26 protein-coding genes and 1 pseudogene are annotated in these 26505 nt (G+C 46.1%); 15 read left to right on the top strand and 12 right to left on the bottom strand.

Annotated features, from left to right (window positions below):
* Nucleotide 1 precedes the first annotated feature (1 nt).
* The 14 genes from AC121Z_RS07250 (at nt 2) to AC121Z_RS07185 (ending at nt 12282) form a co-directional block, all read left to right on the top strand.
* Nucleotides 2-523, top strand: a complete 522-nt coding sequence (locus tag AC121Z_RS07250; protein ID WP_498127740.1) for an LPS-assembly lipoprotein LptE — start codon at nt 2-4, stop codon at nt 521-523.
* Nucleotides 524-527: 4 nt separating this feature from the next.
* Nucleotides 528-1547 (top strand): DNA polymerase III subunit delta, encoded by a 1020-nt coding sequence (gene holA / locus AC121Z_RS07245; protein ID WP_498127739.1) that lies wholly within the window; start codon nt 528-530, stop codon nt 1545-1547.
* Between the two features lie 5 nt (nt 1548-1552).
* The gene (gene nadD / locus AC121Z_RS07240) at nt 1553-2197 is read left to right on the top strand and encodes a nicotinate-nucleotide adenylyltransferase (RefSeq protein ID WP_498127738.1); all 645 of its coding nucleotides are present in this window, start codon (nt 1553-1555) and stop codon (nt 2195-2197) included.
* Between the two features lie 72 nt (nt 2198-2269).
* Nucleotides 2270-2539 carry a ribosome silencing factor gene (gene rsfS / locus AC121Z_RS07235; RefSeq protein WP_498128177.1) on the top strand — a complete coding sequence of 90 codons (270 nt, stop codon included), beginning with the start codon at nt 2270-2272 and terminating at the stop codon, nt 2537-2539.
* On the top strand, nt 2540-3010 hold the full coding sequence (rlmH, locus tag AC121Z_RS07230) for a 23S rRNA (pseudouridine(1915)-N(3))-methyltransferase RlmH (RefSeq protein ID WP_498127736.1): 471 nt from the start codon (nt 2540-2542) through the stop codon (nt 3008-3010).
* A gap of 2 nt (nt 3011-3012) precedes the next feature.
* Entirely contained in the window at nt 3013-4917 is a 1905-nt protein-coding gene (gene mrdA / locus AC121Z_RS07225) for a penicillin-binding protein 2 (protein ID WP_498127734.1), read from the top strand.
* A complete protein-coding gene (rodA, locus tag AC121Z_RS07220) occupies nt 4914-6029 on the top strand; it encodes a rod shape-determining protein RodA (RefSeq protein WP_498127733.1) in 1116 nt (371 codons plus the stop codon). Before mrdA ends, rodA begins: the two co-directional genes overlap by 4 nt.
* Entirely contained in the window at nt 6029-6901 is an 873-nt protein-coding gene (locus AC121Z_RS07215) for a septal ring lytic transglycosylase RlpA family protein (protein WP_498127731.1), read from the top strand. Before rodA ends, AC121Z_RS07215 begins: the two co-directional genes overlap by 1 nt.
* Before the next feature lie 179 nt (nt 6902-7080).
* On the top strand, nt 7081-8241 hold the full coding sequence (locus tag AC121Z_RS07210; RefSeq protein ID WP_498127729.1) for a serine hydrolase: 1161 nt from the start codon (nt 7081-7083) through the stop codon (nt 8239-8241).
* Between the two features lie 89 nt (nt 8242-8330).
* Nucleotides 8331-8537 (top strand): DUF493 family protein YbeD, encoded by a 207-nt coding sequence (ybeD, locus tag AC121Z_RS07205; RefSeq protein ID WP_498128176.1) that lies wholly within the window; start codon nt 8331-8333, stop codon nt 8535-8537.
* 3 nt (nt 8538-8540) lie between these two features.
* On the top strand, nt 8541-9203 hold the full coding sequence (lipB, locus tag AC121Z_RS07200; RefSeq protein ID WP_498127727.1) for a lipoyl(octanoyl) transferase LipB: 663 nt from the start codon (nt 8541-8543) through the stop codon (nt 9201-9203).
* On the top strand, nt 9196-10158 hold the full coding sequence (lipA, locus tag AC121Z_RS07195) for a lipoyl synthase (RefSeq protein ID WP_498127726.1): 963 nt from the start codon (nt 9196-9198) through the stop codon (nt 10156-10158). The genes lipB and lipA overlap by 8 nt, the downstream gene beginning before the upstream one ends.
* 69 nt (nt 10159-10227) lie before the next feature.
* Entirely contained in the window at nt 10228-11232 is a 1005-nt protein-coding gene (gene ansA / locus AC121Z_RS07190) for an asparaginase (protein WP_498127724.1), read from the top strand.
* 216 nt (nt 11233-11448) lie between these two features.
* Nucleotides 11449-12282, top strand: coding sequence for a class I SAM-dependent methyltransferase (locus tag AC121Z_RS07185; protein ID WP_498127722.1), 834 nt, complete (start codon nt 11449-11451; stop codon nt 12280-12282).
* Between the two features lie 16 nt (nt 12283-12298).
* Here AC121Z_RS07185 and AC121Z_RS07180 read toward each other — a convergent pair whose 3' ends face one another.
* The 8 genes from AC121Z_RS07180 to AC121Z_RS07145 form a co-directional block, all read right to left on the bottom strand.
* The gene (locus AC121Z_RS07180; RefSeq protein WP_498127720.1) at nt 12299-12517 is read right to left on the bottom strand and encodes a hypothetical protein; all 219 of its coding nucleotides are present in this window, start codon (nt 12515-12517) and stop codon (nt 12299-12301) included.
* 2 nt (nt 12518-12519) lie between these two features.
* On the bottom strand, nt 12520-15306 hold the full coding sequence (locus AC121Z_RS07175) for a DUF349 domain-containing protein (protein WP_498127719.1): 2787 nt from the start codon (nt 15304-15306) through the stop codon (nt 12520-12522).
* On the bottom strand, nt 15296-15583 hold the full coding sequence (locus AC121Z_RS07170) for a YeaC family protein (protein WP_498127718.1): 288 nt from the start codon (nt 15581-15583) through the stop codon (nt 15296-15298). The genes AC121Z_RS07175 and AC121Z_RS07170 overlap by 11 nt, the downstream gene beginning before the upstream one ends.
* A gap of 8 nt (nt 15584-15591) precedes the next feature.
* A complete protein-coding gene (locus AC121Z_RS07165) occupies nt 15592-15918 on the bottom strand; it encodes a hypothetical protein (protein ID WP_498127716.1) in 327 nt (108 codons plus the stop codon).
* A gap of 152 nt (nt 15919-16070) precedes the next feature.
* Nucleotides 16071-17732 carry an alanine/glycine:cation symporter family protein gene (locus AC121Z_RS07160; protein ID WP_498127714.1) on the bottom strand — a complete coding sequence of 554 codons (1662 nt, stop codon included), beginning with the start codon at nt 17730-17732 and terminating at the stop codon, nt 16071-16073.
* 46 nt (nt 17733-17778) lie between these two features.
* Nucleotides 17779-18906 (bottom strand): M14 family metallopeptidase, encoded by a 1128-nt coding sequence (locus AC121Z_RS07155; RefSeq protein ID WP_498127713.1) that lies wholly within the window; start codon nt 18904-18906, stop codon nt 17779-17781.
* 82 nt (nt 18907-18988) lie between these two features.
* Complete coding sequence (locus AC121Z_RS07150; protein WP_498127711.1) at nt 18989-19504, bottom strand: redoxin family protein; 516 nt, start codon at nt 19502-19504, stop codon at nt 18989-18991.
* A gap of 112 nt (nt 19505-19616) precedes the next feature.
* Nucleotides 19617-21074, bottom strand: a complete 1458-nt coding sequence (locus AC121Z_RS07145; RefSeq protein ID WP_498127709.1) for a glyceraldehyde-3-phosphate dehydrogenase — start codon at nt 21072-21074, stop codon at nt 19617-19619.
* Nucleotides 21075-21370: 296 nt separating this feature from the next.
* Between AC121Z_RS07145 and AC121Z_RS07140 the strand changes: the two genes are divergently transcribed.
* Complete coding sequence (locus tag AC121Z_RS07140; RefSeq protein WP_498127708.1) at nt 21371-22087, top strand: DUF2989 domain-containing protein; 717 nt, start codon at nt 21371-21373, stop codon at nt 22085-22087.
* Nucleotides 22088-22182: 95 nt separating this feature from the next.
* Here AC121Z_RS07140 and glgC read toward each other — a convergent pair whose 3' ends face one another.
* The 4 genes and pseudogenes from glgC to gnd all read right to left on the bottom strand — a co-directional run bounded on the left by glgC (nt 22183) and on the right by gnd (nt 26487).
* On the bottom strand, nt 22183-23403 hold the full coding sequence (gene glgC, locus AC121Z_RS07135; RefSeq protein ID WP_498127707.1) for a glucose-1-phosphate adenylyltransferase: 1221 nt from the start codon (nt 23401-23403) through the stop codon (nt 22183-22185).
* 273 nt (nt 23404-23676) lie between these two features.
* Nucleotides 23677-24525: pseudogene (locus tag AC121Z_RS07130) on the bottom strand (iron-containing alcohol dehydrogenase); the annotation flags it as partial.
* Entirely contained in the window at nt 24522-24914 is a 393-nt protein-coding gene (gene msrB / locus AC121Z_RS07125; protein ID WP_498127705.1) for a peptide-methionine (R)-S-oxide reductase MsrB, read from the bottom strand. The pseudogene AC121Z_RS07130 and the gene msrB, both read right to left, overlap by 4 nt.
* Before the next feature lie 22 nt (nt 24915-24936).
* Nucleotides 24937-26487, bottom strand: a complete 1551-nt coding sequence (gene gnd, locus AC121Z_RS07120) for an NADP-dependent phosphogluconate dehydrogenase (RefSeq protein WP_498128175.1) — start codon at nt 26485-26487, stop codon at nt 24937-24939.
* Nucleotides 26488-26505 lie beyond the last annotated feature (18 nt).

Here is a 26505-nt window from a genome sequence, read left to right as displayed (position 1 = left end):
TATGCGTCAGTTAGCGCTTTGGATATGCCTCAGTCTTGGCCTGCTGACATTAGCAGGGTGCGGATTTGCGCTGCGCGGTTCGCAGCAGTTTCCTGAACACATTCAGCAAGTGGAAGTGCGCAGCTTGTCTGCGCACGATCCTCAAGCCCGTGCATTACGCGAGCGACTCGCAGTCTATCAACTAAATTACACGCGCAGTGCGACTGAATCTGAACTACCCAACACGGTGATCATTGAGTTACGCCCGGAAAACTTAACCCGCCGCTTATTGTCGGTGTTTCGTACCGGACAGGTCGCAGAGTATGAGTTAATATATCGCGTCGACTATCGCGTAACTTACCCCGGTTCGGAGGCGATTGATTCCAGTGTGGAAATTTTGCGCGAATATCAAGACGATCCGGATCAGGTATTGGCAAAATCACGCGAGCTCGATTTGATCCTTGATGAGATGCGCGCAGATGCTGCAGACCGCATGATCCGTTTAATGGCGAGCCAAGCGCCCGTCGCAATACCGAATCAATAGCCTGATGCAAATCTACCCCGATCGATTTAACGCCCACATTCAGCAAACACTACCGAGCATTGTTTTGCTGTTTGGTGATGAGCCACAACAAAAGCTAGAGTGCATTGATCAGCTTCGCACAACGGCCTTGGCGCAAGGCTTTAATGAACGACAAACGCTTGTGGCAGATAGTGAATTTGATTGGTCGCAGCTTATGCAGGCGACTCAATCGATGTCGCTGTTTGCTGATCGCCAGTACATTGAGCTCGAAATCCCAACCGGCAAACCCGGCACTGCGGGCAGTAAAGCGTTAGTAGAAATCGCCAATACCGAGTTAACTGATGTTTTATTGCTAGTGCATGGCGGCAAAATTGGCAAAGATGTACAAAATGCCAAATGGTTTAAAGCCTGTTTGCAGCGCGGATTTTATACCCCATGTTTTCCGCAAGAAGGCCAGCGCCTACAACAGTGGATCCGTCAATGTTTGCAGAGTAACAATCTACAAGCGGAACCTGAAGCCATCACGTTACTCGCCGATAATTGTGAAGGTAACTTGCTGGCCGCACGTCAGGAAATAGAAAAACTATCACTCCTATATCCCAATGCTCACATAACTCGCGAGCAAGTGGGTTCGGCTACTATCGACCAATCTCGATTCAATGTTTTTCAATTAGTCGACGGGTTACTGAATGGCGATATCCAGCGTGCAATTAAGATCCTGTATCGTCTCGAAAGTGAGGGCGTCGAACCGAATATCGTCATTTGGGCATTGATCCGCGAGTGGCAAACATTATGGGCGTTAAAACAAGAGCAGCTTGCTGGACAGCAACCCGCTTGGCAAAAACATCGAATTTGGCAGAATCGACAGGGTTTATATAGCGCCGCACTTGCCCGCTTAAACGCCGAAGATCTGCTGCAAATGCAGCATAAGTTGGCGATAGCAGATTTACAGTTTAAACAGACCAGTGTTAGCAAACCTTATGTCACACTGTGCCATTTATGTTTGTTGTTTCTTCCTGCGGCATTAGCCTCGTATACGTTATGAGCCGGATGCAAATGCCACTTGCTTTGTTCGGAGGCAGTTTCAATCCGCCCCATAACGGGCACATTTATCCATTAATCAGCGCCGCGCAGGAGTTTGGGTTAGAGCGTATTCGCCTGCTTCCAACCCCGAATCCGGCGCACAAGACGATCATTGGCGCATCCTTTGAGCAACGTGTCGAGATGCTAGAGTTAGTATGCCTTGACTATCCGTTATTTACTGTCGATTTAATCGAAACCCAACTGCCATCGCCCTCCTACACGATTCAAACATTGCGTCACTTGAGAGCACTGTCATCGGCTGGCAGTATCGTATTTATAATGGGGCAGGATTCGCTAAACACACTTGACCAATGGTACCAATGGGATGCCCTCATCGACCTGTGTAATATTTTGGTGTTGCCGCGCCAAGATGACATTACCGCCCCCTCACAACAGATAGCACAATGGATCGATAAGCATCATCAAAAACACAAGAGTCAGTTGCATACTGTGCCACATGGACAGCTATTTTTTGCAGAAAGCCCCCTTACAGAGGTATCATCTACGGAAATTCGTCACTTGCTTACACAACCGGACTCTGGCGACAAAACGCAGCATCTGCTGCCACGCAGTGTTTTCCAGTATTGTCAGCGCCATAATTTATATAACTAACGCTCAACTGTGATAGGAGAAAACTTGAACCACACAGAACTCGTTCAATTTGTTAAAGACAAGATTGATGATATGAAAGGTCGCGATCTCATCGAATTAGATGTATCCGGAAAATCCAGTATTACAGATACCTTAATTATTTGTTCAGGCAACTCTAAACGACACGTGATTTCAATTGCAGAAAATGTCACCTTAGCCTGTAAACAAGAAGGTAATCCTGCACTAAGTATTGAAGGCAAAGACACTGGCGAGTGGGTACTGGTTGATTTAGGCGATGTTGTTGTGCATGTAATGCAAGACGAAACTCGCGATTTCTATCAATTAGAGAAGCTCTGGAGCTAAATGCGCATTCAGATCATTGCCGTTGGGAACAAGATGCCGAAATGGGTGTCGGAAGGATGTAACGAATATTTACGTCGATTTCCACCGGATATGCCTGTCACGTTTACCGAAATTCCACCTGGGAAGCGCGGTAAAAACGCCGATATTCCGCGGATCCTCGAAAAAGAAGGTGATTTAATGCTGAAAGCCGCGGGTAAGCACACTCGGATTATTGCGCTAGCTGTGACCGGAAAAAACTGGAGTACAGGGCAATTAGCGCAAAATCTTGCCGCTTGGCAACTGGATGGGCGCGATGTCAGTTTATTGATCGGTGGGCCAGAAGGTTTATCTCCTGCCTGCACACAGGCTGCCGAACAGCAATGGTCCTTATCCGCACTTACTCTGCCGCATCCAATGGTCCGTGTCATTCTAGCTGAATCACTGTATCGCGCCTGGAGCGTTAATAATAATCATCCATACCACCGAGAGTAGTAGTGCCGATTAAGCGTCAAACCATTCGTGACCATACCGCTGAAGCGAATCTTTTTGCACGTCGCTCAGTGGTTGCGTTAATCATGATTGCAGCCTTGATTGGTATTGTGATTAGCAATCTCTACCATTTGCAGGTGACGCAGTTTGAAGACTACCAAACACGGTCAAACGGAAACCGCATCAAAGTGTTACCCGTGGCACCCAATCGCGGGCTAATTTTGGATCGAAATGGGATCATTTTGGCTGAAAATGTCCCCGTTTTTAGTCTCGAGGTGATCCCTGAACAAGTAGCAGATATAGACCAAATGCTCGCCGAGGTTAGGGCAATTATTACGGTTACCGATGAGCAAATCGACGATTTTAAAAAGAACTTAAAGAGTCAGCGACGCTTCAAACCTGTGGCTTTAAAAACCCGACTTGAACAAGATGAAGTTGCCAAGTTTTCGGTCCATCAACACCGCTTCGACGGTGTCAGCATTAATGCACGACTGGCGCGACATTATCCGTTTGGTGCTGCATTGACCCATGCGCTGGGCTACGTTGCCAAGATTAACAAAAATGATCTGAATAAACTTATCGAGTCAGGCCAAGAGGCGAATTACGATGCCACTCACGATATTGGGAAATTAGGTATCGAGCGATTTTATGAAGAGCGATTACACGGCCAAGTAGGTTACCAACAAGTTGAAGTCAACAATCAGGGGCGAATATTACGTACACTTGACTTTCAACCACCTATTCCCGGTGAAGACTTGGTGTTAAATTTAGATTTGGAATTGCAACTTGAGGTTCAGCGCTTGGTTGGCAACCGTCGCGCAGCAGTGATTGTAACCGAACCGAAAACCGGCGCGATTTTAAGCCTGTACTCAAACCCCAGTTATGATCCCAATATGTTCGTACATGGGATCAGTAGTCGAAATTATAATGCCCTACTCAACTCACGAGCACGCCCTTTGATCAACCGCGCCACACAGGGCCAATATCCACCTGCATCAACCATTAAACCGCACCTAGCGTTAGTCGGATTAGAGCGTGCCGTCATCGATAGTGAGACGGTCATGAAGGACTATGGTCGCTATCGTATCGATAACGTTGATCATGTTTGGCGAGATTGGAAACGAGGCGGCCATGGCGAAGTCGATGTAATCAAAGCAGTAGAAGTTTCCTGTGATACGTTCTTTTACGACCTCGCTTATAACTTGGGTATCGATGCCATCAGTGAGTCGATGAGTGAATTTGGATTCGGCGATTATACCGGGATCGATATTCATGAAGAGGCTGATGGAAATATGCCATCGCGCGGCTGGAAACGCGCACAGATGAACGAAGCTTGGTATATTGGCGATACAATCCCCGTGGGCATCGGCCAAGGCTTCTGGACCGCAACGCCAATTCAAATTAACGCCTCAGTAAACATGTTAATTAACCATGGTGAGAAAGTTCTCCCGCAACTATTGCGCGGCGTGAGTACCGCTGATGGTCTGCAACTTGAAGGACTCAAGACGGCTCGGCCGATAGATGTTGTCAATGATAAGCACTGGGATATGGCGCTCGACTCCATGTACGGAACGGTCAATCGCGAACATGGTACTGCACGCAATGCATTTGCCAAAACTCGTTACGTCTCGGCCGGTAAAACGGGGACAGCACAATTATTTACTGTCGGTCAAGATGAAGAATATGAAGAAGAAAATGTCGCGCTGCACTTACGCGATAATGCCATGTACATCGGCTATGCACCGTACGACAATCCAGAAATTTCAGTCACCGTGGTGCTTGAAAACGCTGGTGGTGGCAGTAGTAATGCGGCGCCATTGGCCCGTCAAATCATGGACTTTTATTTCCGTAATCACGAGTTTGCCCAACCGACTGAGGTTGCCGCCACCGAGGCTTTAAAAACACCATGATCCGCACACCCATTAATCCAAACAAAACGAGTTTGCTTCAACGCCTGCACATTGATGGCGTATTACTCTTAGGTTTATTGGTGTTGATGGCGGTAGGTTTAGTCACCATATACTCCGCTGGCGGCCAAGACCCAGCCCTGATCCAACGGCAACTTATCCGCCTTGGCTTAGCGCTGTTTGTGATGTTTTGTTTAGCGCAAATCCCCCCAATGATGTATCGCGGCATGGCAATCTATTTCTACACCGTCGGTTTATTAATGCTCGTCGGCGTACTTTTGTTTGGTGTCGTTGGTAAGGGTGCGCAACGCTGGCTAGACCTCGGTTTCATGCGCTTCCAACCATCAGAAATAATGAAGTTGGCAGTCCCTATGATGGTGGCTTGGTATATTAGTAAATTTACCCTACCCCCGCGCACCTATCAGATTGTGATTGGTTTTATCATGGTTGCGATCCCAACAGTATTGATTGCCAAACAGCCTGATTTGGGTACCTCATTGCTGATTGCCAGCTCTGGCATCTTTGCACTATTTCTCGCCGGTATGACTTGGAAACTAATCACTATTGTATCGGCTTTAGCCGGTGCTTTTATGCCTATCATGTGGTTTTTCTTAATGCAGGACTATCAAAAGCAACGGGTACTCACATTCTTAAATCCAGAAAGTGATCCGCTGGGTTCAGGCTACCACATTATTCAATCGAAAATTGCCATCGGCTCTGGTGGGATCGAGGGTAAAGGTTGGTTACAGGGCACTCAATCACAACTCGAATTTCTACCTGAACGTCATACCGATTTTATTTTTGCCGTCTTCAGCGAGGAATTTGGTCTGTTTGGGGTACTCGGTTTGCTCGGGATCTATGCCTTCATCGTGTTACGCGGTATGTGGATCGCAGTGCGTGCACAAGATGCATTTAGCAAGTTGCTAGCCGGTGCTATTACCCTTACCTTTTTTGTTTATGTGTTTGTTAACATGGGTATGGTCTCGGGTCTGTTGCCTGTTGTCGGAGTGCCATTGCCACTCGTTAGCTATGGTGGCACATCAATGGTGACACTGCTCGCTGGTTTTGGCATTCTAATGGCTATCAGTACGCAGGCCAGATTGTTATCGCGCTAATGAAAAATACAACAACAAACTTGGGGTCACTGTTATTGCTCGTTCTTGTTCTGCAAGGATGCCAATATGGCGGTCGCTACTCGCAGCGCCATGATTCAGCTCCCACTCATGTTCCCTCTTCGATCGCACGAGAAAGCGCAATTCCTCACTATGAGCCCTATCGCGAATGGAACAGCCGCCCATATACGGTGTTAGGAAAACGCTATTATCCGCTGCAAACTGGCAAAGGCTTTACTCAGTCGGGGTACGCTTCATGGTATGGACAAAAATTTCATGGCCATCTGACCTCAAACGGCGAAGTGTATGACATGTATGGAATGACAGCGGCGCACAAAACATTACCTTTACCCTCCTTTGTAAGAGTCACTAATCGCGCTAATGGTAAACAGGTCATAGTACGCGTGAACGACCGCGGCCCGTTTCATCAGGATAGGATCATCGACTTATCCTTTGCAGCCGCAAAAAAACTCGATTTTCTCAAAACAGGTACAGCGCAAGTAGACTTGGAAGTCATTCATTTTGATGCCCAAAACCGGGTGACTGTGGGGAATGGACCCACCATGAGTTACGCCGAGTATGCAGGGATCAGTGTGCCGGCACCAAACGAAGATACCACCGCTGCAGTGACAACTGAATCCGCCGCTCCCAGTGGGGTATATATTCAGGTTGCTGCACTCAGTGATGAACGCAAAATCCAAAAAATTTCTGATGATTTAACGGTGCGTTATCAAGTCCCAACCTTAACCGTCAATCAAGACAGTATTATTCGCCTTCGCTTGGGTCCAATTTCCAATCAACACCTAGCCGATTTGCTGTTAGATGAATTACGAACCACCGGATTTCCAGAAGCCTTTAGCATCTCGGCTCCCTAACCTAAGGGTAAAATCCAGGATTGATCTAACGCAGACTAAACTTTTCATATTTTTTATGGTCTTAGCCTAGTCCCAAGGTGGCGTTTTGCGATACTATTGCAACAGTTCGTTTTGCTAAACGTCGCGCTAATTCAAGGGGGCTCACTCCCTAAAACCATAACTCAAAAAACGGTAGTTTCATGCTTTCAAAATTACGTTATTTATCGGCTGCATTCTTTATCTCATTGACGCCATTATCACAAGCTGCGGTAGTTATCCCGCCACCGCCATCGGTAGCGGCTGAGGGGCATCTATTAATCGACCCAGCAACAGATACAGTGATTACCGAACAAAACGCTGATATGCGTTTAGCCCCCGCGAGTTTAACCAAAATCATGACGGTCTATGTCATCGGCAAGGAAATTCAAGCCGGTAATATTGCCATGACAGATAAAGTTAAAATTTCAGAGAATGCATGGGCTAAAAACTTTCCTGATTCTTCTAAAATGTTTATTGAAGTCGGTACTGAAGTTTCGGTAGCTGATTTGTTACGCGGTATTATGGTGCAATCAGGCAATGACGCCTGCGTAGCGATGGCTGAACACGTTGCCGGGAGCGAAAGTGCCTTTGCCAATATGATGAATGCGCACGCTTTAAATTTAGGTATGACAGGCACCAACTTTGTGAACAGTCATGGGTTGCACGATGCTGATCACTACACAACACCTCGCGATATGGCTGTTCTTTCTGCTGCGCTCATCAACGAAGTGCCAGAGATGTACGCCATTTACAGCGAGAAAGAATTTACCTACAACAATATTAAACAATACAACCGCAATAGCCTATTGTGGGATAAAAGCCTGAATGTCGATGGCATCAAAACCGGTCATACTTCTGATGCGGGCTACAGTCTGATTACCTCGGCAACCCAGGGGGATATGCGTTTAATATCTGTTGTTATGGGCACAGACAGTGAACGTTCACGTAAAGAAGAAAATAAAAAACTGCTGCGTTATGGTTTTCGCTTTTACGAAACAGTTACACCCTATGAAGCCGGCACCAGTTTTGTTGCTCACCGTATTTTTATGGGTGATCGTGAAACTGTAGACTTGGGAATTAATCAATCGACCCCAATTACCATCCCACGCGGACAGGTGAAGAACCTCGAGGCCAATTTTGTTCTCGACCAGAAATTAGAAGCCCCACTAGCTAAAGGTGAAGTGGTTGGTAAATTATTTATTCAACTTGATGGCGAAGATATAGCTGAATATCCACTGGTAGCGTTGCATGAAGTAAATGAAGGTGGATTTTTTGACCGAGCCGTTGACTATATTAAGTTACAGCTAGGTTTTGATAGTTAACAACGCAGATAGCGATAACGCAGGAGTTAACCGTGGACACCCGGTTTGATGAATTATTAGATTTCCCATGCTACCAAACTTTTAAGGTAATGGGCGTAGCGCATGAAAGCCTACCAGCGGTGGTGATAAACCGACTGCAACAACTCGCGCCCGGCGATTATGCGCCCAAGGTAAAACCGAGCAGCAAAGGTAATTATCACTCCTTATCATTGAGTGTAAAGGTAACCAGTAAGGACCATATGGAAACCATTTATACTGAACTCTCAAAGCTGGAATTAGTGCGCGTCGTACTTTAATTTATGACAGATAACTCCGGCATTCCCGTATTGGTTGTGCGGCAATTAGGGCGACAGCCCTATTTGCCGATTTGGCAGCGAATGCAGACCTTTACAGACCAGCGCAACGAGCACACCCAAGATGAAGTGTGGTTACTCGAACACGATCCAGTATTTACCCAAGGTCAAGCGGGTAAAGAAGAACACATTCTGATGCCCGGTGACATCCCTGTGGTTCCTGTTGACCGCGGTGGACAAGTTACGTACCACGGCCCTGGTCAAATAATGCTGTATTGCTTAATTGATATTAAACGCGCCAAGTTAGGTGTTAGGCATTTGGTCACGGCTCTCGAGCAATGTGTGGTGAACCTACTTGCCGAAGATACAATCCAAGCCTATGCCAAGGCCGATGCACCAGGAGTTTATGTTGATCAGAAAAAAATCTGTTCAGTCGGATTACGTATTCGCAAGGGTTGCTCCTTTCATGGTTTAGCACTCAACGTAAATATGGACCTGACCCCATTTCAACGGATCAACCCCTGTGGCTATGCCGGCTTAGAAATGGTAGATTGTGCGCGCTTAAATGGTCCAGATTCGGTGGCTAACGTAGCCATTCCGTTAGTACAGCATTTTGGTGCACTCATTGGTGTGCATTCATATGATTATATAGAAGGTTTTGATGAGTAACGTTAAACCCAAAGCGGGCGTCAAACTCCGCGATGACGAAAAAGTAAAACACATTCCAATCACCATAGTGCCAACGGAAAAAGAGCAGATGTTGCGCAAGCCTGATTGGATTAAGATAAAGCTTCCTCGCACTACTGACCGTATTGATCACATTAAGCAAACGCTACGCAAAAATAAACTTCACTCGGTGTGCGAAGAAGCTAGTTGCCCTAACCTTGCCGAGTGTTTTAACCACGGCACCGCAACGTTCATGATTTTAGGTGATATCTGTACCCGCCGATGCCCCTTTTGCGATGTCGCACATGGCAAACCCTTACCGCCATCAGCAGAAGAGCCACTTAAACTCGCAACGACAATCAAAGAAATGGGTCTGCGTTATGTGGTCATAACTTCGGTTGACAGAGATGACTTAAGAGATGGTGGTGCACAACATTTTGTCGATTGCATTAATGCCATACGCGAACACTCGCCAACGACTACGATTGAAGTACTAGTACCCGACTTTAGAGGGCGCATGGATCGTGCATTGGAAATCTTCAAGCAAGGTGTTCCAGATGTTTTCAATCATAATTTGGAAACCATTCCAAGGCTTTATCGTGAGTGTCGGCCGGGAGCTAACTATCAATGGTCATTGGACTTGCTGAAGAAATTTAAGGCACAGCATCCTGATATCCCGACGAAATCAGGGCTAATGATGGGAATGGGCGAAACCAACGAAGAAATTCAAATTGTCCTTGATGACCTGCGCGCGCATGACGTGGATATGTTAACACTTGGGCAATATCTTCAACCAAGTAAACACCACTACCCTGTCAAACGCTATGTTCCGCCTGTCGAGTTTGATGAACTCGGTGAGTATGCAAAGTCGATTGGTTTTTCACATGCAGCCTGTGGTCCTATGGTGCGTTCAAGCTACCACGCCGATAAGCAAGCGGCTGGCGAAGAAGTAAAATAGTCAACGCCGGTTAGACTGCGTTTGTCGAAAACGTACTCAGCCGCGCGGTGTTATAACAGGATGGCTCATATGCGCAAGAAGATTTACATTGCCTACACAGGCGGCACAATTGGTATGCGCCCTTCTGCTCGCGGTTACGTGCCGGCGCCTGGTTTTTTAACAGAAACCTTGGCTGGTATGCCTGAATTTAATCGCAGTGAAATGCCTGAGTTTCATATTCACGAATATGAAAACTTGATCGATTCTTCCGACATGACACCTGCCGACTGGCAAAAAATGGCAGACGATATCGCCGATCATTATGACCAATATGACGGTTTTATTATTCTGCACGGCACTGACACTATGGCATATACCGCTTCAGCGCTGAGTTTTATGTTTTCAGGCTTAAATAAACCTGTGATCGTTACTGGTTCGCAAATTCCTCTCGCAGAGCTTCGCTCCGATGGACAAGAGAACCTGTTGAATGCCTTATATATCGCAGCTAACTTTCCTATTCCTGAAGTTACTTTATTTTTTAATAACAAGCTCCTACGCGGAAATCGTGCACGCAAAGTCGATGCCAACGGTTTCGATGCATTTGAGTCGCCCAATTATCCAATATTGATCAATGCAGGGATAAAAATCCAAGTAACCCATCAGCACCGCCCTGCGCCGCAGGCTAGTGCACTTAGCGTCAAGCATATATTCCCGCAACCCATTGGATTGATCAGCTTATACCCCGGGATCTCGGCAGACGTAATCCAAAATATCTTACAACAACCAGTAAAAGCACTTATTTTATTGAGTTATGGCGTTGGCAATGCACCACAGTCAGAGGCCATACTGGCACCGCTGCGCTTTGCTCGTGAGCAAGGTATCATAGTTGTTAATTGTACCCAGTGCGCGCGTGGCAAAGTCGACATGAGTGGCTATGCCAACGGTCATGTTTTGAGCGAACTAGGCGTTGTTTCTGGGTCTGATATGACCCCCGAAGCGGCATTAGCCAAGTTGCATTTCTTGTTGTCACAAGGATATGACTACGATGCTACACGCCAATTGATGCAACAAGATCTGTGCGGCGAACTCAGCTAACATCACTCCAGATACAACTCAGAGTTCCCGTTTTATTAACGTTATCTCATGGCTACTGAGATGTGGGATAAGCGACAGCAATACTGTGATAGAACGCGGATATTACGCTAGCTATTTGGCTGGATTAAACTACGCTATAGAAGTGTTTATTCGATGCAGCACAATTGCAGCGAATCGCCCCCATTTCAGTCAACTGCGCCTAGCTAAGGAACGTCTATGCGAACATCAGCACTAGTATTACTCACCGCTTTACTATCACCAGTTTCATTCGCGGGCCCTCCCACGTTATTTGATATTGTTGAGTCACGCCCGCTCGAAGTTAAAGCTCGAGATGCGGCAAGAAACCCGGTTGAAACCCTACAGTTTTTTAAACTTGAACCTGGCATGACGGTGGCTGAAGCTCTTCCGGGGGGCGGTTGGTATACACAAATAATTGCTCCATTCGTGGGTGAAAAAGGGCGTGTGTACGGCATCAACTATAATGATGACATGTGGGCTCGCTTTGGTTTCTTCACCGACGAAGCAATTGCGGAGCAAGTGGCGTTAACCGCTAAATTTACTGGCATGGTAATGGCCTACCCCAACGCACCATTTGATGTCCAAGCATTTACGTTTGCCACTACACCCAAAGAATTACACGGCACCGCTGATCGCGTATTATTTATTCGCGCATTACACAACCTAAATCGCTTTGAAGAAGAAGCCGGTACATTAACCGAGGCGTTAACTGCGGCATACAACTTACTCAAAGACGGCGGAATGGTTGGCGTTGTCCAACATCGAGCGCCAGAGGATAACAGTGATAAGTGGGCAGATGGTAGTGCCGGCTACCTGAAACAGTCACAATTGATAGCCAGATTCGAGGGCGCGGGCTTCACCTTTGTTGATAGTAGTGAAATCAATGCTAACCCAAAAGACACTCCAACTGAGTCTGACATGGTTTGGCGCTTACCACCCACCTATTTTGGTGTGCAAGATGATCCGAATAAAAAAGCCAGCGTTGATGCCATTGGCGAATCGGATCGGATGACTTTACTATTTAAAAAATAAAGCCATGGCGAGCAAATCATAGCGCTCGCCCATTCATTCCAGCAGCAAGCGTATCTAGCCGCGATAACGTATCATCGAAACCCGTGTTCGCGGGCTTATATGTCACCCTAACATGAGCCGCATCTCGGCCATACTCTACGCGCATATCATCTTGGTGCCAGTTCTTTACTGTATTGAGAAAACGATAAGCCACAGGCTCACTGGTAAAGCTAAATTCAATACTTTCAGTAACCATTGTTAAAACCGCTCCGCATCGGCCATTAGCACGACCTGAACCCTGTCTAGGTATGTCTGTTCTTCTTGCAAAATAGGTCCCTTCGCTAACCAACCAGACACTAATTCATCACTACTCGGCATCCTGCCATTGTGCAATTTGTATTGCAGCATCAGTAATTGCTGGGCTTCGCGATCCGTTTGGCAGGATGGCGGAGACTGGCGTCCACAGGTAATTTCTAGCTGTATAGTCAATGCTGTGCGATCAAATTCCTGTGTATACTCGCTATCGATTACTTTAAACGGTAAATCACCGAGTGACTCGGGTGATTCTCCGCTCCCAACGATAGCAGACAGTTGCTGAAATACGGCTTTTAACGACGCCAATTTTTCAGCAGCCTGATGCTTTTTACTCAGCTCATTGAGCTCCGTTTCTATCTTTGTCAGTTTTTTCTGCAAGGCGCCTTTCTGCGCGGAAATTTCCACATCATTGCGAATGTGTTGTGACAATTCTCGTAACTGTTGTTGCAATTGGTCAGCACGTTTTAATGTCATTGGCTCCTGTAACATTACATCCCGCAATAATTGTATGTCGTCCTGCAATTCTTTGACTCGCTGGTCAGCTAAATTTTTATTTTCAGTTTGGCGTTGTCGTAAGGCAACAAACGCTTCATCATTGTACTGTCTAAATGCAGTCCAGAGCGCCTGATCCGTGTTTTTCCCAGCATATCCCACCGCCTTCCACTGGTCTTGTAAACGTTGCAGTTGAGTTGCGGTATCCTCTGGTAAGCTCGTCAAAATACTCTGCGCATGCGCGACTAATTGTTGCTTGCGCTGAGCGTTGTGTTTTTCAAGTTCGCGAACCCGCGAATTCAACGGCGCAGTGAGTTGCTTGAAACGGCGCGCTAATTCACGCCAATCCTTACGCTCTAACTCGCCAAGCCCATACCATGCTTGGCGCAAACGATGATAAGTTTGGGCTAATGAGGGATTGTCAATATCCACAGCCAGTTGCTCCAACTCTCCCAGAATAATTATCGCCTGTTGTTTATTCGCCGCGCGTTTCTCAGCCTGCTGTTGGTAAAACTCACGGCATGGAGCAAAAGCAGCCTCTGCAGCTTGCTCAAAAGCATTGGTAGTTTCTTGATCTAATGCGACATCACCCAATGATTGCCAGTTGGCGCGTATGGCGGCCACCTGCTGCTTGCGTTCCTGAATATCGATATTTTTCGCACTGGCCAGTGTCTGCATTTGTGTGAGGAGCTCAGGCCGTTTGGGCACTGCCACATAGGCTTGCCAGTCACTCAATTTCTCTGCTTCGCCACGAAGCTGTTCAAACTGCCGCATAAGCTGGTTTTGCTGGCGTTCAGCTAAATCCATAAAGCGTTCGTTTACCTGAGCATATATGGCTAACGCAGGCTTATACTTACCTTGTTCAATCAATGCCAACGCCGTACGGATTTTACTTCGACAAAAACGCTGATTATCGGATTGGCGCTGCTCAAATTGCACTATCACACCTTGCCACTGTTCGACCAACGAATCCCATAGGCGTAATATGTCAACAGGTACAGGATTAATAACACGCGTTAGTTGCTGCTTGAATTCACTCTCCAGGTTTCGAAACGCATTGACTTGCTCAATGGTCAGCGTTTCTTTGAGCGGTTTATCAAACTGCTGCAAAAATGTCGATAGACGAACTTTGACCGCGATAAGCAATTCAATATCAGAGGATAATGCAGCTAAGTAAGTCAGGCTTGTGCGCAGTGCTTCATAGGCTTCCTCCGCTTTCTTCTGCGGCTCTTCTAGGGTTTTATAGGCATGTAGATGCTGTTCTAGTTGAGTCTGAATTGTCGCATTTTCACGCGCCTGCAATTGCTCAAGTGTTTGTGCGATGTGAAACTGAGTTGTTGCCAATATGTTTTCAGCTTTTAGTCGCCATCGCTGTGCCTCTGCAGCCTGTTTTTCTGCGCGATGTTGAGCGTCTATTAGTGGCTTAAGACGAGTAAAAATTCCATCCAACCGGGCTTCAATTTTGGCTAGCTTGCTGCGCATTAAATCGGCTTGCTCAGAAGCCAACGAGGCAAGCTCTGGTAATACTGAATCAATATTGGTACGCAGCTTTTTACGCCGGTTTTGCCAAGTAAGATAGTCGTCGTGTTCGGCTAGTGCTTGCAGCTTTGCAAGATCCAATTTTAACCGCTGCTGCAACTCCAACGGTCGCTTGGCGCGTTCTTCCAACAAAGTAATTCGTGCGCTTACGACTTGTTGCATTTTCGGATCAGATACTTGCTTGCGTAACTTGATCAACATTGCTTGATTGTCGATGTTATCCAAAAGCTGCTTGAGCGCCGCGGGTTCGGTCAACTGCGCCAATACACTTCGGGTAAATTGACTGTCATTGATCCGCCCTAACACTAACTGCAATAACTCCAGATCCCGAGAAGGCCATGTCGCTTGCTCAAGCACTGCACGCAAAATCATTGGATCTTGGATTTCGCTGAGATTTGTTTTTTGTTGTTGTACCGATTGTTCACTGGATGGCGAGGTTAATGTTTCAATAACCTGTTGCTTTGCGGCCTTCTTGATTTGCTTATCAACCGCAATCTGCGACATTTTAAGCCATAAATCAAAGCTGTTTAGCCGAGTTAACGCTGCTAGGCTAACCCGCGCCTCAGCATCGTTAAACGCCAGTTCATGCAACTGACTCTTATGCTCTGGTTTATCTGGGTCAAGGTTGGCAATTGCACTAATGCGTACTGCAGGATCAGGGTGTGCATATTTGGGCGTAAACAGACGATTAAATATCATGCTTCTTGAACCGTGCAATTAAAGATTCTTGTGCCAATTTCAGCTCATTTTTAAGTTCCTGACGCGACTTTTGCACAATTTCGCCATCAGCCCCTATCGTCATGTGCTCACCTGATTGTTCAACCTTGGCCTGATAAATCATCACTGCCTGTAACAACAACTCCCGTTGATGGGCTTCTAACGCTGTACCATCAAACCATTTCCCGGTTTCCACTAACCCTTTAATACGGGCATACATTTCTGGCGTTAAAGCAGCAAGTAATTGTTCTAATTGCATAAATTAATTTACGAAAAACGTTTTAAGATAACCAGTCTGGCACGATTGATTAAGTACCAAACAAAACCAACAACCGAGCAACCGACAGCAATATTTTGTTGCAGATCAGTGGGTTGTTGACCGCCCCAATACCACAGACCAAAGCCAGAAACGAACAACAACATGGCCAGCATTGATTGGTTTTGCAAACTTTGTCGTTTATTAAAACGCTGCATTTGTTGCTTGCGCACTAAATCTTCTTCACTGGCGTTACCTATTGCAAAATCGCAATGGGAACAGGTTTTAGCTTTATCAGAAATTTTCTTATTACAAGATGGACAGTCTATTAATGCCATTTTCGACTCCTCTTCTTTAATTTGCAGCAAACAGAACTGCTGCTCATACGCAAAAAGCGCTCAAACAGATTGCGCAGATCAGGTTAAAACGGTGGATTACATAAAAGAAAGGCATCAGTTGCACACTGATGCCCACTTAAGAAAAGCGACGGTTATTTATTCCCGTTTCGTTGCCAATAATCGTTAACAGTTTCTTTCATCTCTTTGCGCAGTAGCATAATACCAAAAAGGTTAGGCAACGTCATAACCACGATCGCTACTGCAGATAGCGCCCACACCAAGGTCGTATCTGAAAACGAAGCCCAGATAAAACCAGCAACGTAAATGACTCGATACGGCATAACCGAGCGAGGGCCTAGTAGATAGGTCATCGCTCTATCACCGTAGTAAGACCAAGCAATCGCAGTCGAAAAGGCGAACAACAACAAACCGACGGACACGATATATTGGCCAAAATCACCAAAGAAACCACGGGTAAATGCAATCGCAGTTAATGGCGCCGAGTGCACCAATGATTTACCTGATACCTGCAAGTTATCACGCACCGGCTTCCCATCAACAATTTCCAGCATACCACTAAACAAATCTTCATCATTCACGCGATACTCAACATCTTCTGCGATAGAGCGTGAATTAATCAGTGTATAGCCACCGGAGACGGCAACACCATTAACCACAGAGATTTGCCCGTTGAATGCGGTTACTGCGTTGCCATCAACGTCATTTAAATAGCGATACAATTTATCTACGCTTGCAGCGTCACTTTCAGCATATTCACCAGCCACAAAAAGCATATCTGAACGGTCAAATATATTCTCATGCTTCTCTTTCCAGACGCCTGACGACAAGATGACAAGGCCGGTGATAGTACAAATGATAATGGTGTCGATAAAAGGTTCTAGGATGGAGACCATACCTTCTGACACTGGCTCTTTAGTCTTGGCTGCTGCGTGTGCAATTGGCGCAGAACCTTGACCTGCTTCGTTAGAGAACAGACCGCGGTTTACACCGCGATTGAATGCATAGGCTAAGGTCGCACCTAAGAAGCCGCCGGCTGCCGCCGAACCGGTAAAGGCATCGCCAATAACCGCCATAAAAGCCGGACCGATATTCTCAACATTAGCAAATATAACCGCAAATGCACCAACGAGATAAATGACCGCCATCAAGGGCACGATTCGAGCTGTCACCGCTGCGATACGTTGGATCCCGCCAAGAATAACTAAGGCGAGCAATATGCCAAGTGTCCAACCGACAATATACGCATCAATGCCGAATGTCGATTCAATACTGGTTGCAATACCATTGCTTTGTGGCAGGTTACCCGTACCAAATGAACTGATGACTGTGGCAATTGCAAACGCAACCGCTAACCATTTCATGTTGAGACGTCGGTCCATGTAATACATGGGCCCACCAGCCATAGTGCCATCCTCGGTTTTAACCCGATACTTGTGGGATAACGTGACCTCAACAAATTTTGTGGTCATGCCTAAAAATGCGGTCGCCCACATCCAAAACAACGCTGCCGGACCGCCTAAGAAAATCGCAAACGCCACCCCAGAGATATTTCCTGTACCCACAGTTCCTGATAAGGCCGTGGTGAGTGCTCTAAAGTGACTGGTATCACCGGGATCGGAGGCATTATCAAATTTACCAGTAATAACTTTACATGCATGTTTGAAAAAGCGAATTTGTGGGAACTTTAAGTAAATCGTAAAAAATAAACCCACACCTAGGAGTACATAAGGAAACCAAAAAGCGCCTCCCAGCAATCCATCTAAATCAACGAGAAAATTATACAAGCCTTCCAAGGAAATCCCCTTTTATTGTTATTGTTGTCGTTAATGCCCGCAAAGGTTACCCCAGTTCTTGAATAACTGCACGTATTGCGACCAATATATCTTCCCCCAATTGCATGCTGCGTTGCGGTGACCAACCATAGGCTGGGTCTGGCACATTTGCATTATCTTTAAAGGGCATTTCAAAGGTCAATCCCATGCAGTTGAAGCGCTGTGCAACCGCATTTGACGCTATCGTAAGATCGGCTTTACCCGGTTCATCTTTTGGGTAGCCATGTTCCACTTGGAATTCAGGCGTAACGGCCAGTAACGTATTGCGAAAGGTATCTTCTAGGCCTTGCATTCGAGCATCGAAATTGGGGATCCCTTCACTGCCTGCGACAAAGTTATACGGTAGCGCTTCATCACCGTGCAGATCAAGATACATATCAACCCCTGTATCCTGCATTTCCTGCAACACATAGAACACTTCAGGGCTCCGCTCTAAAGTCGGCTCGGCCCATTCACGATTAAGGTTGGCACCAACAGCATTAGTGCGTAAGTGCCCGCGGGCCGCGCCGTCAGGATTCATATTTGGCACTACATAGAAAACAGCTTCCTGTAACAGTGCCCGAGCTAATCCATCTTGTTCATCGAGCAAGCGCGTTAATAACCCTTCGGCACACCATTCAGCCATGGTCTCCCCAGGATGCTGACGTGCAGTGACCCATATCCGTTTTTTGTCTGCAGTGGGCTCACCAATAATCAACAATGACATGTCTCGCCCATCTAGGGTTTGACCGAGTAGCTTATGCGTACAATCTAATGAGGTTTGCGCATGTGCAATCAAATCAAGGTGACGCTCATAACTATAAGGTGCAAAATAAGCGAAATAGATGGTGGCATGCTCTGGCGTGAAGTCGACACTTAAACGCTCGCCATCAAAGCTTGATTCAATCCGAAACCACTCATCACGGTCATAGCTGGCAACAATGTCATAGCCTTGCCAACCATCGGGATACGCAGAAGATTTTAATTCATTGATTGTCAGCGTATGTTGTACATAAGGTGTGGAATGTAAGCGGAAATGGAACCATTGAAAGAAGTCCGACTGGTTATCTTTACGAATACGCAGTTGAATATCCGCGGGGGAATCAGCACTGATGACTTCAATATTACCGCTGTCAAAGTTTGCAGAAATTTGCATGACACGTCCGTTCTATTGTCAAAACGCTAGTGTAAACGGCTTGCCCCTATTCACTCAATAGCAATTCGTCTTCGTGAGAAATTTATCCATCTTGCGCATTAAAAACTTGACGTAATTTTAAGCCTAAAGCTGTGCTGTAGCCCTGGGTGCCAGCAACGACTTGATGTGATTTATTGATAACATAATAGGTTGGATAGGCTGATACGCTAAACTCGCGTCGTAATGCGTTATCTCCTAATAAAACCGGCGCCTCAATAGCGTGCGTCTGCACAAATTCAGAAACCTCATCGAGGTTAGAATAATCAAGTGCAACTCGCACAACCGCAACTTTATCAGTGTTAATGTATTCAAGATTCCCAATGCTCAAGTGACACACTTGGCACCAAGGAGCAAAAAAATAAATCAATGTTGGTTTATCTGTTGCCAGCAGCAAATGCTCCTGTCCATCGAGAGAAATCAACGTGCGATTATCAATCTTTACAGTACCATCAGTTGCTACAAGCGAGCGCTCCTGCCACTGTAAAACTGCAAAGATAATCAGTCCGCCGATAAGAATATCGCGCAACCACACTGTCCATTTTTGCCCTGCTAGTCTCATATCTGTTCCATAACTCAACGACGTGCACACTATGACCGTCTACACTAGCGGATCATTCCCGATTAAACAAAAACGCCCGCATCGAGCGGGCGTCTTAAACTACCGTTGCGAATTATTTACGTATATCTGCTGGGATTGTTGGGAAATCAAGTCCCGCCATGTCACGCACTACGCGCATAACCTGACAGCTGTAACCAAACTCGTTGTCATACCAAACATAAAGTGTAACACGATTATCCGCCACAATAGTTGCCTGACTATCAACCACCGCTGCAGCGCGTGCACCCACTAAATCCGTCGACACGATTTCTTTCGATGCAGTGTAATCAATCTGATGCTGTAAAGGTGAAAACAGCGCCGTATCACGCAAGAACTCGTTAATGGCAACCTTATCGGTTGGCTTATTCAAATTCAGATTTAAGATCGCCATAGACACATTCGGCGTTGGAACACGAATGGCGTTACCGGTTAACTTTCCAGCCAATTGTGGATAGGCTTTTGCTACTGCTTTAGCAGCACCAGTCTCAGTAATAACCATGTTCAGCGGTGCACTGCGACCACGACGTTCAGCTTTGTGATAATTATCAATTAAGTTTTGGTCATTGGTGTATGAATGCACTGTTTCGACATGCCCACTGATGATGCCATATTCTTCATCAATGGCTTTTAATACTGGTGTGATAGCGTTCGTAGTACAACTTGCTGCACTTAGAATATTGTCACTGGCTTCAATATCAGTGTGGTTCACGCCATGCACGATATTTTTGATATCACCTTTGCCCGGCGCAGTGAGTATCGCTTTTGCCGCGCCTTTGGCTTTTAGGTGCAAACCAAGGCCATCACGATCGCGCCAAATACCCGTATTATCGATAATAATCGCGTTGTTAATACCGTACTGAGTGTAATCGACTTCGTCTGGACTATTCGCATAAATGACTTGAATATACGAACCATTCGCTTTAATCGCTTTGCGTTCTTCATCAATGGTAATGCTACCGTTGAACGGCCCATGCACTGAATCACGACGCAGTAGGCTCGCCCGCTTTTCTAAGTCCCCGTCACGTCCACCTCGCACAACAATTGCACGTAAGCGGAGTTTATTGCTCTTACCTTGACGTTCGATCATCAAACGAGCAAGTAAACGCCCGATTCGACCAAAGCCATACAATACAACATCTTGTGGTGCTTGTTCGTCGTTCCGGTCGATGACATCAACCAAAGCTTCACGCAAGTACGCATCTAAGTCAGTTTTATCAACTGCACTACCATAATGGAAATCAAATGCTAATTTACCGATGTCAATCTGTGATGGAGCAAGCTGCATGTTGCTTAGCGCTTCAAGGATAGGCCAACTTTCACGAAGTCTTAGCTTGACGCCTTCATGTAAACGTACGGTGCGGTGGGCTTTGATCACATCAATCGCACTGGCATTAAGCAGCGGACGACCATAAATAGAAATTTCAACAGCATTGTTGCGATACATTTTACCGATCAACGGTAACATCATCTCTGCGTATTCTTGGCGTTCCTGCCAACTAGATTGTAACTCTTGCTCGAATTGTTGATTCATGCCCCACCTAGAAAGTAATCATTCGCTATACTTAACGCATCGCTGATATGCGCGTCTTAATTCCAAATATTCAGAACAATACGCTACACTGATTATCGACGATAACGCCCTCACTAAAATCGGGCGGTATTGTAATGAAGCATTTGAAGAACGCCAAATTGTTGAAAACTTTCAATTTTATATTTACTTGTGAGGGGAATACTATTTTTTTCCGTTATTTTTCCACAATTTTGTTAGTGCTTTTCGCGCTCTTGGGCAGCGGGTGTGATCAGATTACGAGTAAAACGGTTGCTCAAATGTGTAGCGAAGAACCGAGTATCTGTGATGACCTCAATCCGGATGCTTGGTGTCGAGCGGAAAAGGCTGACATTATCAAACATCGGTATCAACTGGCAGAACCGCCAACGCATAGCCAGCAGTACCAACTCATTTTGTTCTTCGAAGATTATCAAGACTGCATCGGCAAAGCTGCCCAAATCCGTCATAAGCAATTGCGCGAAAAGGAAACCGGGCGAATGAAAGGGCTATTAACCGCGCAAAATGAACTTAAACGTCTCGCCTATGAAACGCGCAACATCGATGATCCCTACCTTAGCTATTATCAATGGTCGCGCCATGGTAATGAAGATGCCCTTGCTCGTTTTTTACGCTTTGAACGCAATGGCGAACTGACTACTGCTCCATTACAAGTGGGTCTTGCCAGCTACCATGCCAAGCGGGATACTGGCAAAGCGATCAATGCTTTGTATACCGCACTTTCGTTGTATACCGATGAACAACCCATCGACCCAGAAATATTTACTTCCTTGTATACCTTGCACCAACAACGAGGAGAAAGTGAAATGGCAGTCGTTTTTGCCCTAATCGCTCAGGAATATGACAAGAATGAAATTGATGTCGTCACATTGCAACGCATAGCAAGTGATGCTGGGTTAGACTTTGACTATTTGCAAAAACGCGCCGATAGCATCCACGACACGATCGAAGCGCGCGAGTTTACCTTTTCATCGTAAATGAAATAAAATTTCATTTTTGCGTATCAAAATATTGACATATTTTGGTTATTTCGCAGATTTATTTGCTGAAAACTGGCTTCGCACAAACACGATTACTCTACTTTAACTCCTTTTGGTATAACTACGAGGCCAGAATCACTTACCGTTAATCCACGTTTTAAATCTGCCGCGCGATCAAAGCCAATCTCAACGCCGTCGGCAATGTAGACGTTTTTATCGATTATAACGCGACGTAGTTTGCAGTTTTGCCCTACATGCGCTTTACCGAGAAAAATGCAGTGATGAAGCTCGCACCCACAGCCTACCTGCACGCCAAAACCAAGTACACAGTTAACTAATGTCGCGGCAACCACTTGACAGCCGGCAGATAAAATTGAATCAACCACAACACTATTGTTGCCTAGTTCATCGCTCAAAACTTTTGCCGCCGGCAACGGCGGGCAATACGATCGCATTGGCCATTTAGGATTAATTAAGTTCAATCTTGCATTTTGTTGCAGTAAATCCATATGCGTTTGCCAAAATGTTTCTAAAGTTCCAACGTCTCGCCAGTACGAAGTATCCCTCTCACCTCTTATAGTATTTTGCGAAAAATCATACACATAGACTCGATGATGTGGAAATACTTTAGGGATCACGTCGCCGCCAAAGTCATGCGTTGAATTTTTGTCTTTAGCATCTTCTTCCAGTACAGCGTATAAAAACTGGGTCTCAAATACATAGTTGCCCATAGAAACCAACGCCATGTCTGGCTGACCAGGTATAGATTTAGGGTTTTCTGGTTTTTCCACAAAACCGACCATACGGAAATCTTCATCAACTTCTATAACACCGAAGCGACAAGCCTCTTTAATCGGCATTCGTGTGGCACAAACGGTTAGCTCCGCATCCTTGGCTTCGTGATAACCCACCATCTCTCGAATATTCATCTTATAAACATGATCGCCACCAAACACACACACATTGTCTGGGTGATGTAAGCCGATGAATTTACTATTTTGATAAATCGCATCAGCCGTTCCCTCATACCAGTGTTTGCCCATTCTCATTTGCGCGGGAACCGTTTGAATAAAGTTATCCGTGACACCAGAAAGGTGCCATGCTTGCCCCATATGAATACTTAAGGATTGGGACTTAAACTGAGTCAGCACATAGATTTTAAGAAAGTCTGAATTGACAAAATTGTTTAACACAAAGTCAATGATCCGCATATTGCCGGCAAAAGGCACCGCGGGCTTGCTGCGCGAGTTTGTTAGTGGATGAAGGCGTTTCCCTTCACCTCCGGCAAGTATCATGGCTAATGTGCGCGACATCGTAGTAACTCAACTTTCAATGTTTAATAATTAGACTATCAGAAGTGTTCATCGACCGAGATAAAGAGTGCCAAAAACTAGATTCAGATCAAATCTAGTCATGCCCTAGAATTGATCGTGGCACAAGTAAGTTGAGCAGATACCAACCCCATTCAATATATTTGCTGGCACCTTAAAATACATGCACTGCCCGCAGAGCTACTTTGTATAGTGAATACGATTCACTGAATAGATTTGCTTAACTGAAAACCCAATTTAACAGCCCCCATGGCGTCATTTAGTTGATACTGATTTGGATAACTCACAACGCCCATAAAATGCCTGTTTAAATAACTGTTTAATTTCCTTAACTAGCGGATATCGGGGATTTGCTGGCGTACACTGATCATCAAACGCTGACTCTGCCAACTCATCGAGTCGACTAATAAACTCTTCTTCATTCACGCCTGCCTGCTGGATGGAGGTTGGGATTTCAAGTTCCCTCTTTAAGCGCTCGACGGCCAATATCAATCGCTCAACCTTTTCCTCACTAGAATCTCCGCCGAGCCCCAGGTAGTCTGCGATTTTTGCGTAGCGCTCCGTCGCCTGAGGGTATTGATATTGCGGAAAGGTTCCTTGCTTTGCTGGTTTGTCAGTCGCGTTATAGCGGATCACTTCAGTGATGAGCAGTGCATTTGATAAGCCGTGTGCCAGATGAAATGCTGAGCCCAACTTATGCGCCATACTATGACATACGCCGAGAAAGGCATTGGCAAAAGCAATCCCTGCCATACTCGCTGCGTAATGCACTTTTTCACGTGCCTTTGGATCTTTTGCCCCTTGTTTGTAAGCGCTGGGCAAATATTTGAAAAGTAGACGAATGGCTTCCAATGCTTGACCGTTAGTAAACTCGTTAGCGTAAATACTGACGTATGCCTCGAGGCCATGCACCAGTGCATCTATACCACCATATGAGGTCAGCTTGGGTGGCAGTTCCATCACCAAATCAGGATCAATGATTGCCATATTAGGTGTTAGCTCATAATCTGCAATGGGGTACTTGATGTCAGTTTTGTGATCGGTCACCACGGCAAATGGAGTAACTTCAGAGCCGGTGCCTGAGGTCGTGGGTATTGCTACTAGCGGTTAGATCCGGCAACGAATTTAAGCGCAACGGAATTCACACAATAGCGCTGCCCCGTTGGGGCTGGGCCATCTTCAAACACGTGACCAAGGTGTGCATCGCATTGCTTACAAATAATCTCAATGCGCCGCATCCCATGGCTTAAATCCGTTTGATAACCGACATTATCATCGTTAGATTGAGCTGAGAACGACGGCCAACCGCAGCCGCTCTCAAACTTCGCTGTGGCATCAAATAACGGCGCACCGCAACAGGTACAATGGTAGCGCCCGGGTGCAAACTGATTGAGTAGCTCACCCGTAAACGGTCGCTCAGTGCCCTTCTCGCGACACACGCGAAATTCTTCTGGGGTTAGCTGTTGGCGCCACTCATCGTTACTTTTTTTCATCAACCTTTCCTGTCACAGAGAATTATTTCTTAATACTCACCTGTGGACGATGTGGGTCATTCCATTCAATGTGATAACGTTTGCCTTCAGGTTTATCCGTGCGTTGATAGGTGTGCGCACCAAAAAAGTCGCGCTGCCCTTGCAACAAGTTGGCGGGTAGCACGGCCATCCGATAAGAGTCATAGTAGCTTAGCGCTGATGTCATTGCTGGGCATGGCACCCCAGATAACACTGCTTGGCTAATGGCGCTGCGCCAATCCTGCTGATAAGCCACAATTTGCTGTGTAAAAAATGGATCAACCAGCAGGTTCGCTAGCTTTTCATCTTGCTCATAGGCATGCGTGATGGACTGCAAGAAAACGGCACGAATAATACAACCTGCCCGCCAAATTTTGGCGATTTCAGCAAAATCGAGTTTCCAGCCATGCTCCTTGGCTGCCATATCCATTAGCTGGAATCCTTGGGCATACGCGCAGATCTTACTGCAATATAACGCATGCTTAAGTGCAGTAATAATACCTTGCTTTTGTGCTTCGTCATATTGTTGGGTTTCAGGTCCTGCAAGGCATTGACTCGCTGCGACACGCTCTTTCTTCAAACTTGAAAGACTACGCGCAAAAACCGCTTGAGCGATGGTTTGTGCTGGACTTCCAACTTCTAGCGCACTGACAGCAGTCCAAAGGCCTGTGCCTTTCTGTCCTGCGCGATCAAGGATAACATCAACCAACGGCTGATCTGTTTCGGGATCATGCTGTTCCAAAACTTCAGCGCTAATCTCGATGAGGTAGCTATTTAGTTCTCCCTCATTCCACTCTCTAAATACTGCGGCGATGTCTTGTGGAGTCATCTTCAATGCCAAACGCATGATGTGATAGGCCTCACAAATCAACTGCATATCCGCATATTCAATTCCGTTGTGCACCATTTTGACGTAGTGCCCAGCACCAACGGGGCCGATATAGGTTGCGCAGGGATCCCCTTCGGTCACCGGCTGCCCTGGAGTGTTAGATTCAATCGGTTTACCCGTTTTCGGATCGACTTTTGCGGCGATAGCTTGGAACACAGGTTCTAAGCGTGTCCAAGCATAGGGATCGCCAGACGGCATTAAGGATGGTCCAAAGCGCGCCCCAACCTCACCGCCGGAAACAGCAGTAGAGAAAAATATGAACTTGCCTTTGTAGTGCTTTTCACGCTCAACCGAATCTGTCCATAAACTGTTGCCAGTATCAACGACAATGTCATCAGCTGCGATGCCAGAATCAATCAAATGATGACAAACATGGTCAACTGGTTCGCCCGCGGGCACGGATAAAATGATCAGATGGGGGGCTTTTAATTTACTTAGCAACTCGGTGTAAGAACGGCAAGCCATGACACGCGCTGGTTTATCGCCGCGCTCTTTTGCGTCTTGCGCAATGATTGCATCAACCTTGGTTTGGTCAAGATCAAAGCATGCAATACGATATCCATTATCGGCTAGATTTAAGGTAAGGTTTTTACCCATTACGCCAAGGCCGATAAATCCGATATCACACAGATTTTCGTCAGCGATTATTTGGTTCGGTTGATTCATCATGTTTTCCCCATCGCA

It is taken from the genome of Alteromonas sp. DYW1, assembly GCF_059752595.1.
This window is presented reverse-complemented; position numbering and strand designations above follow the sequence as displayed.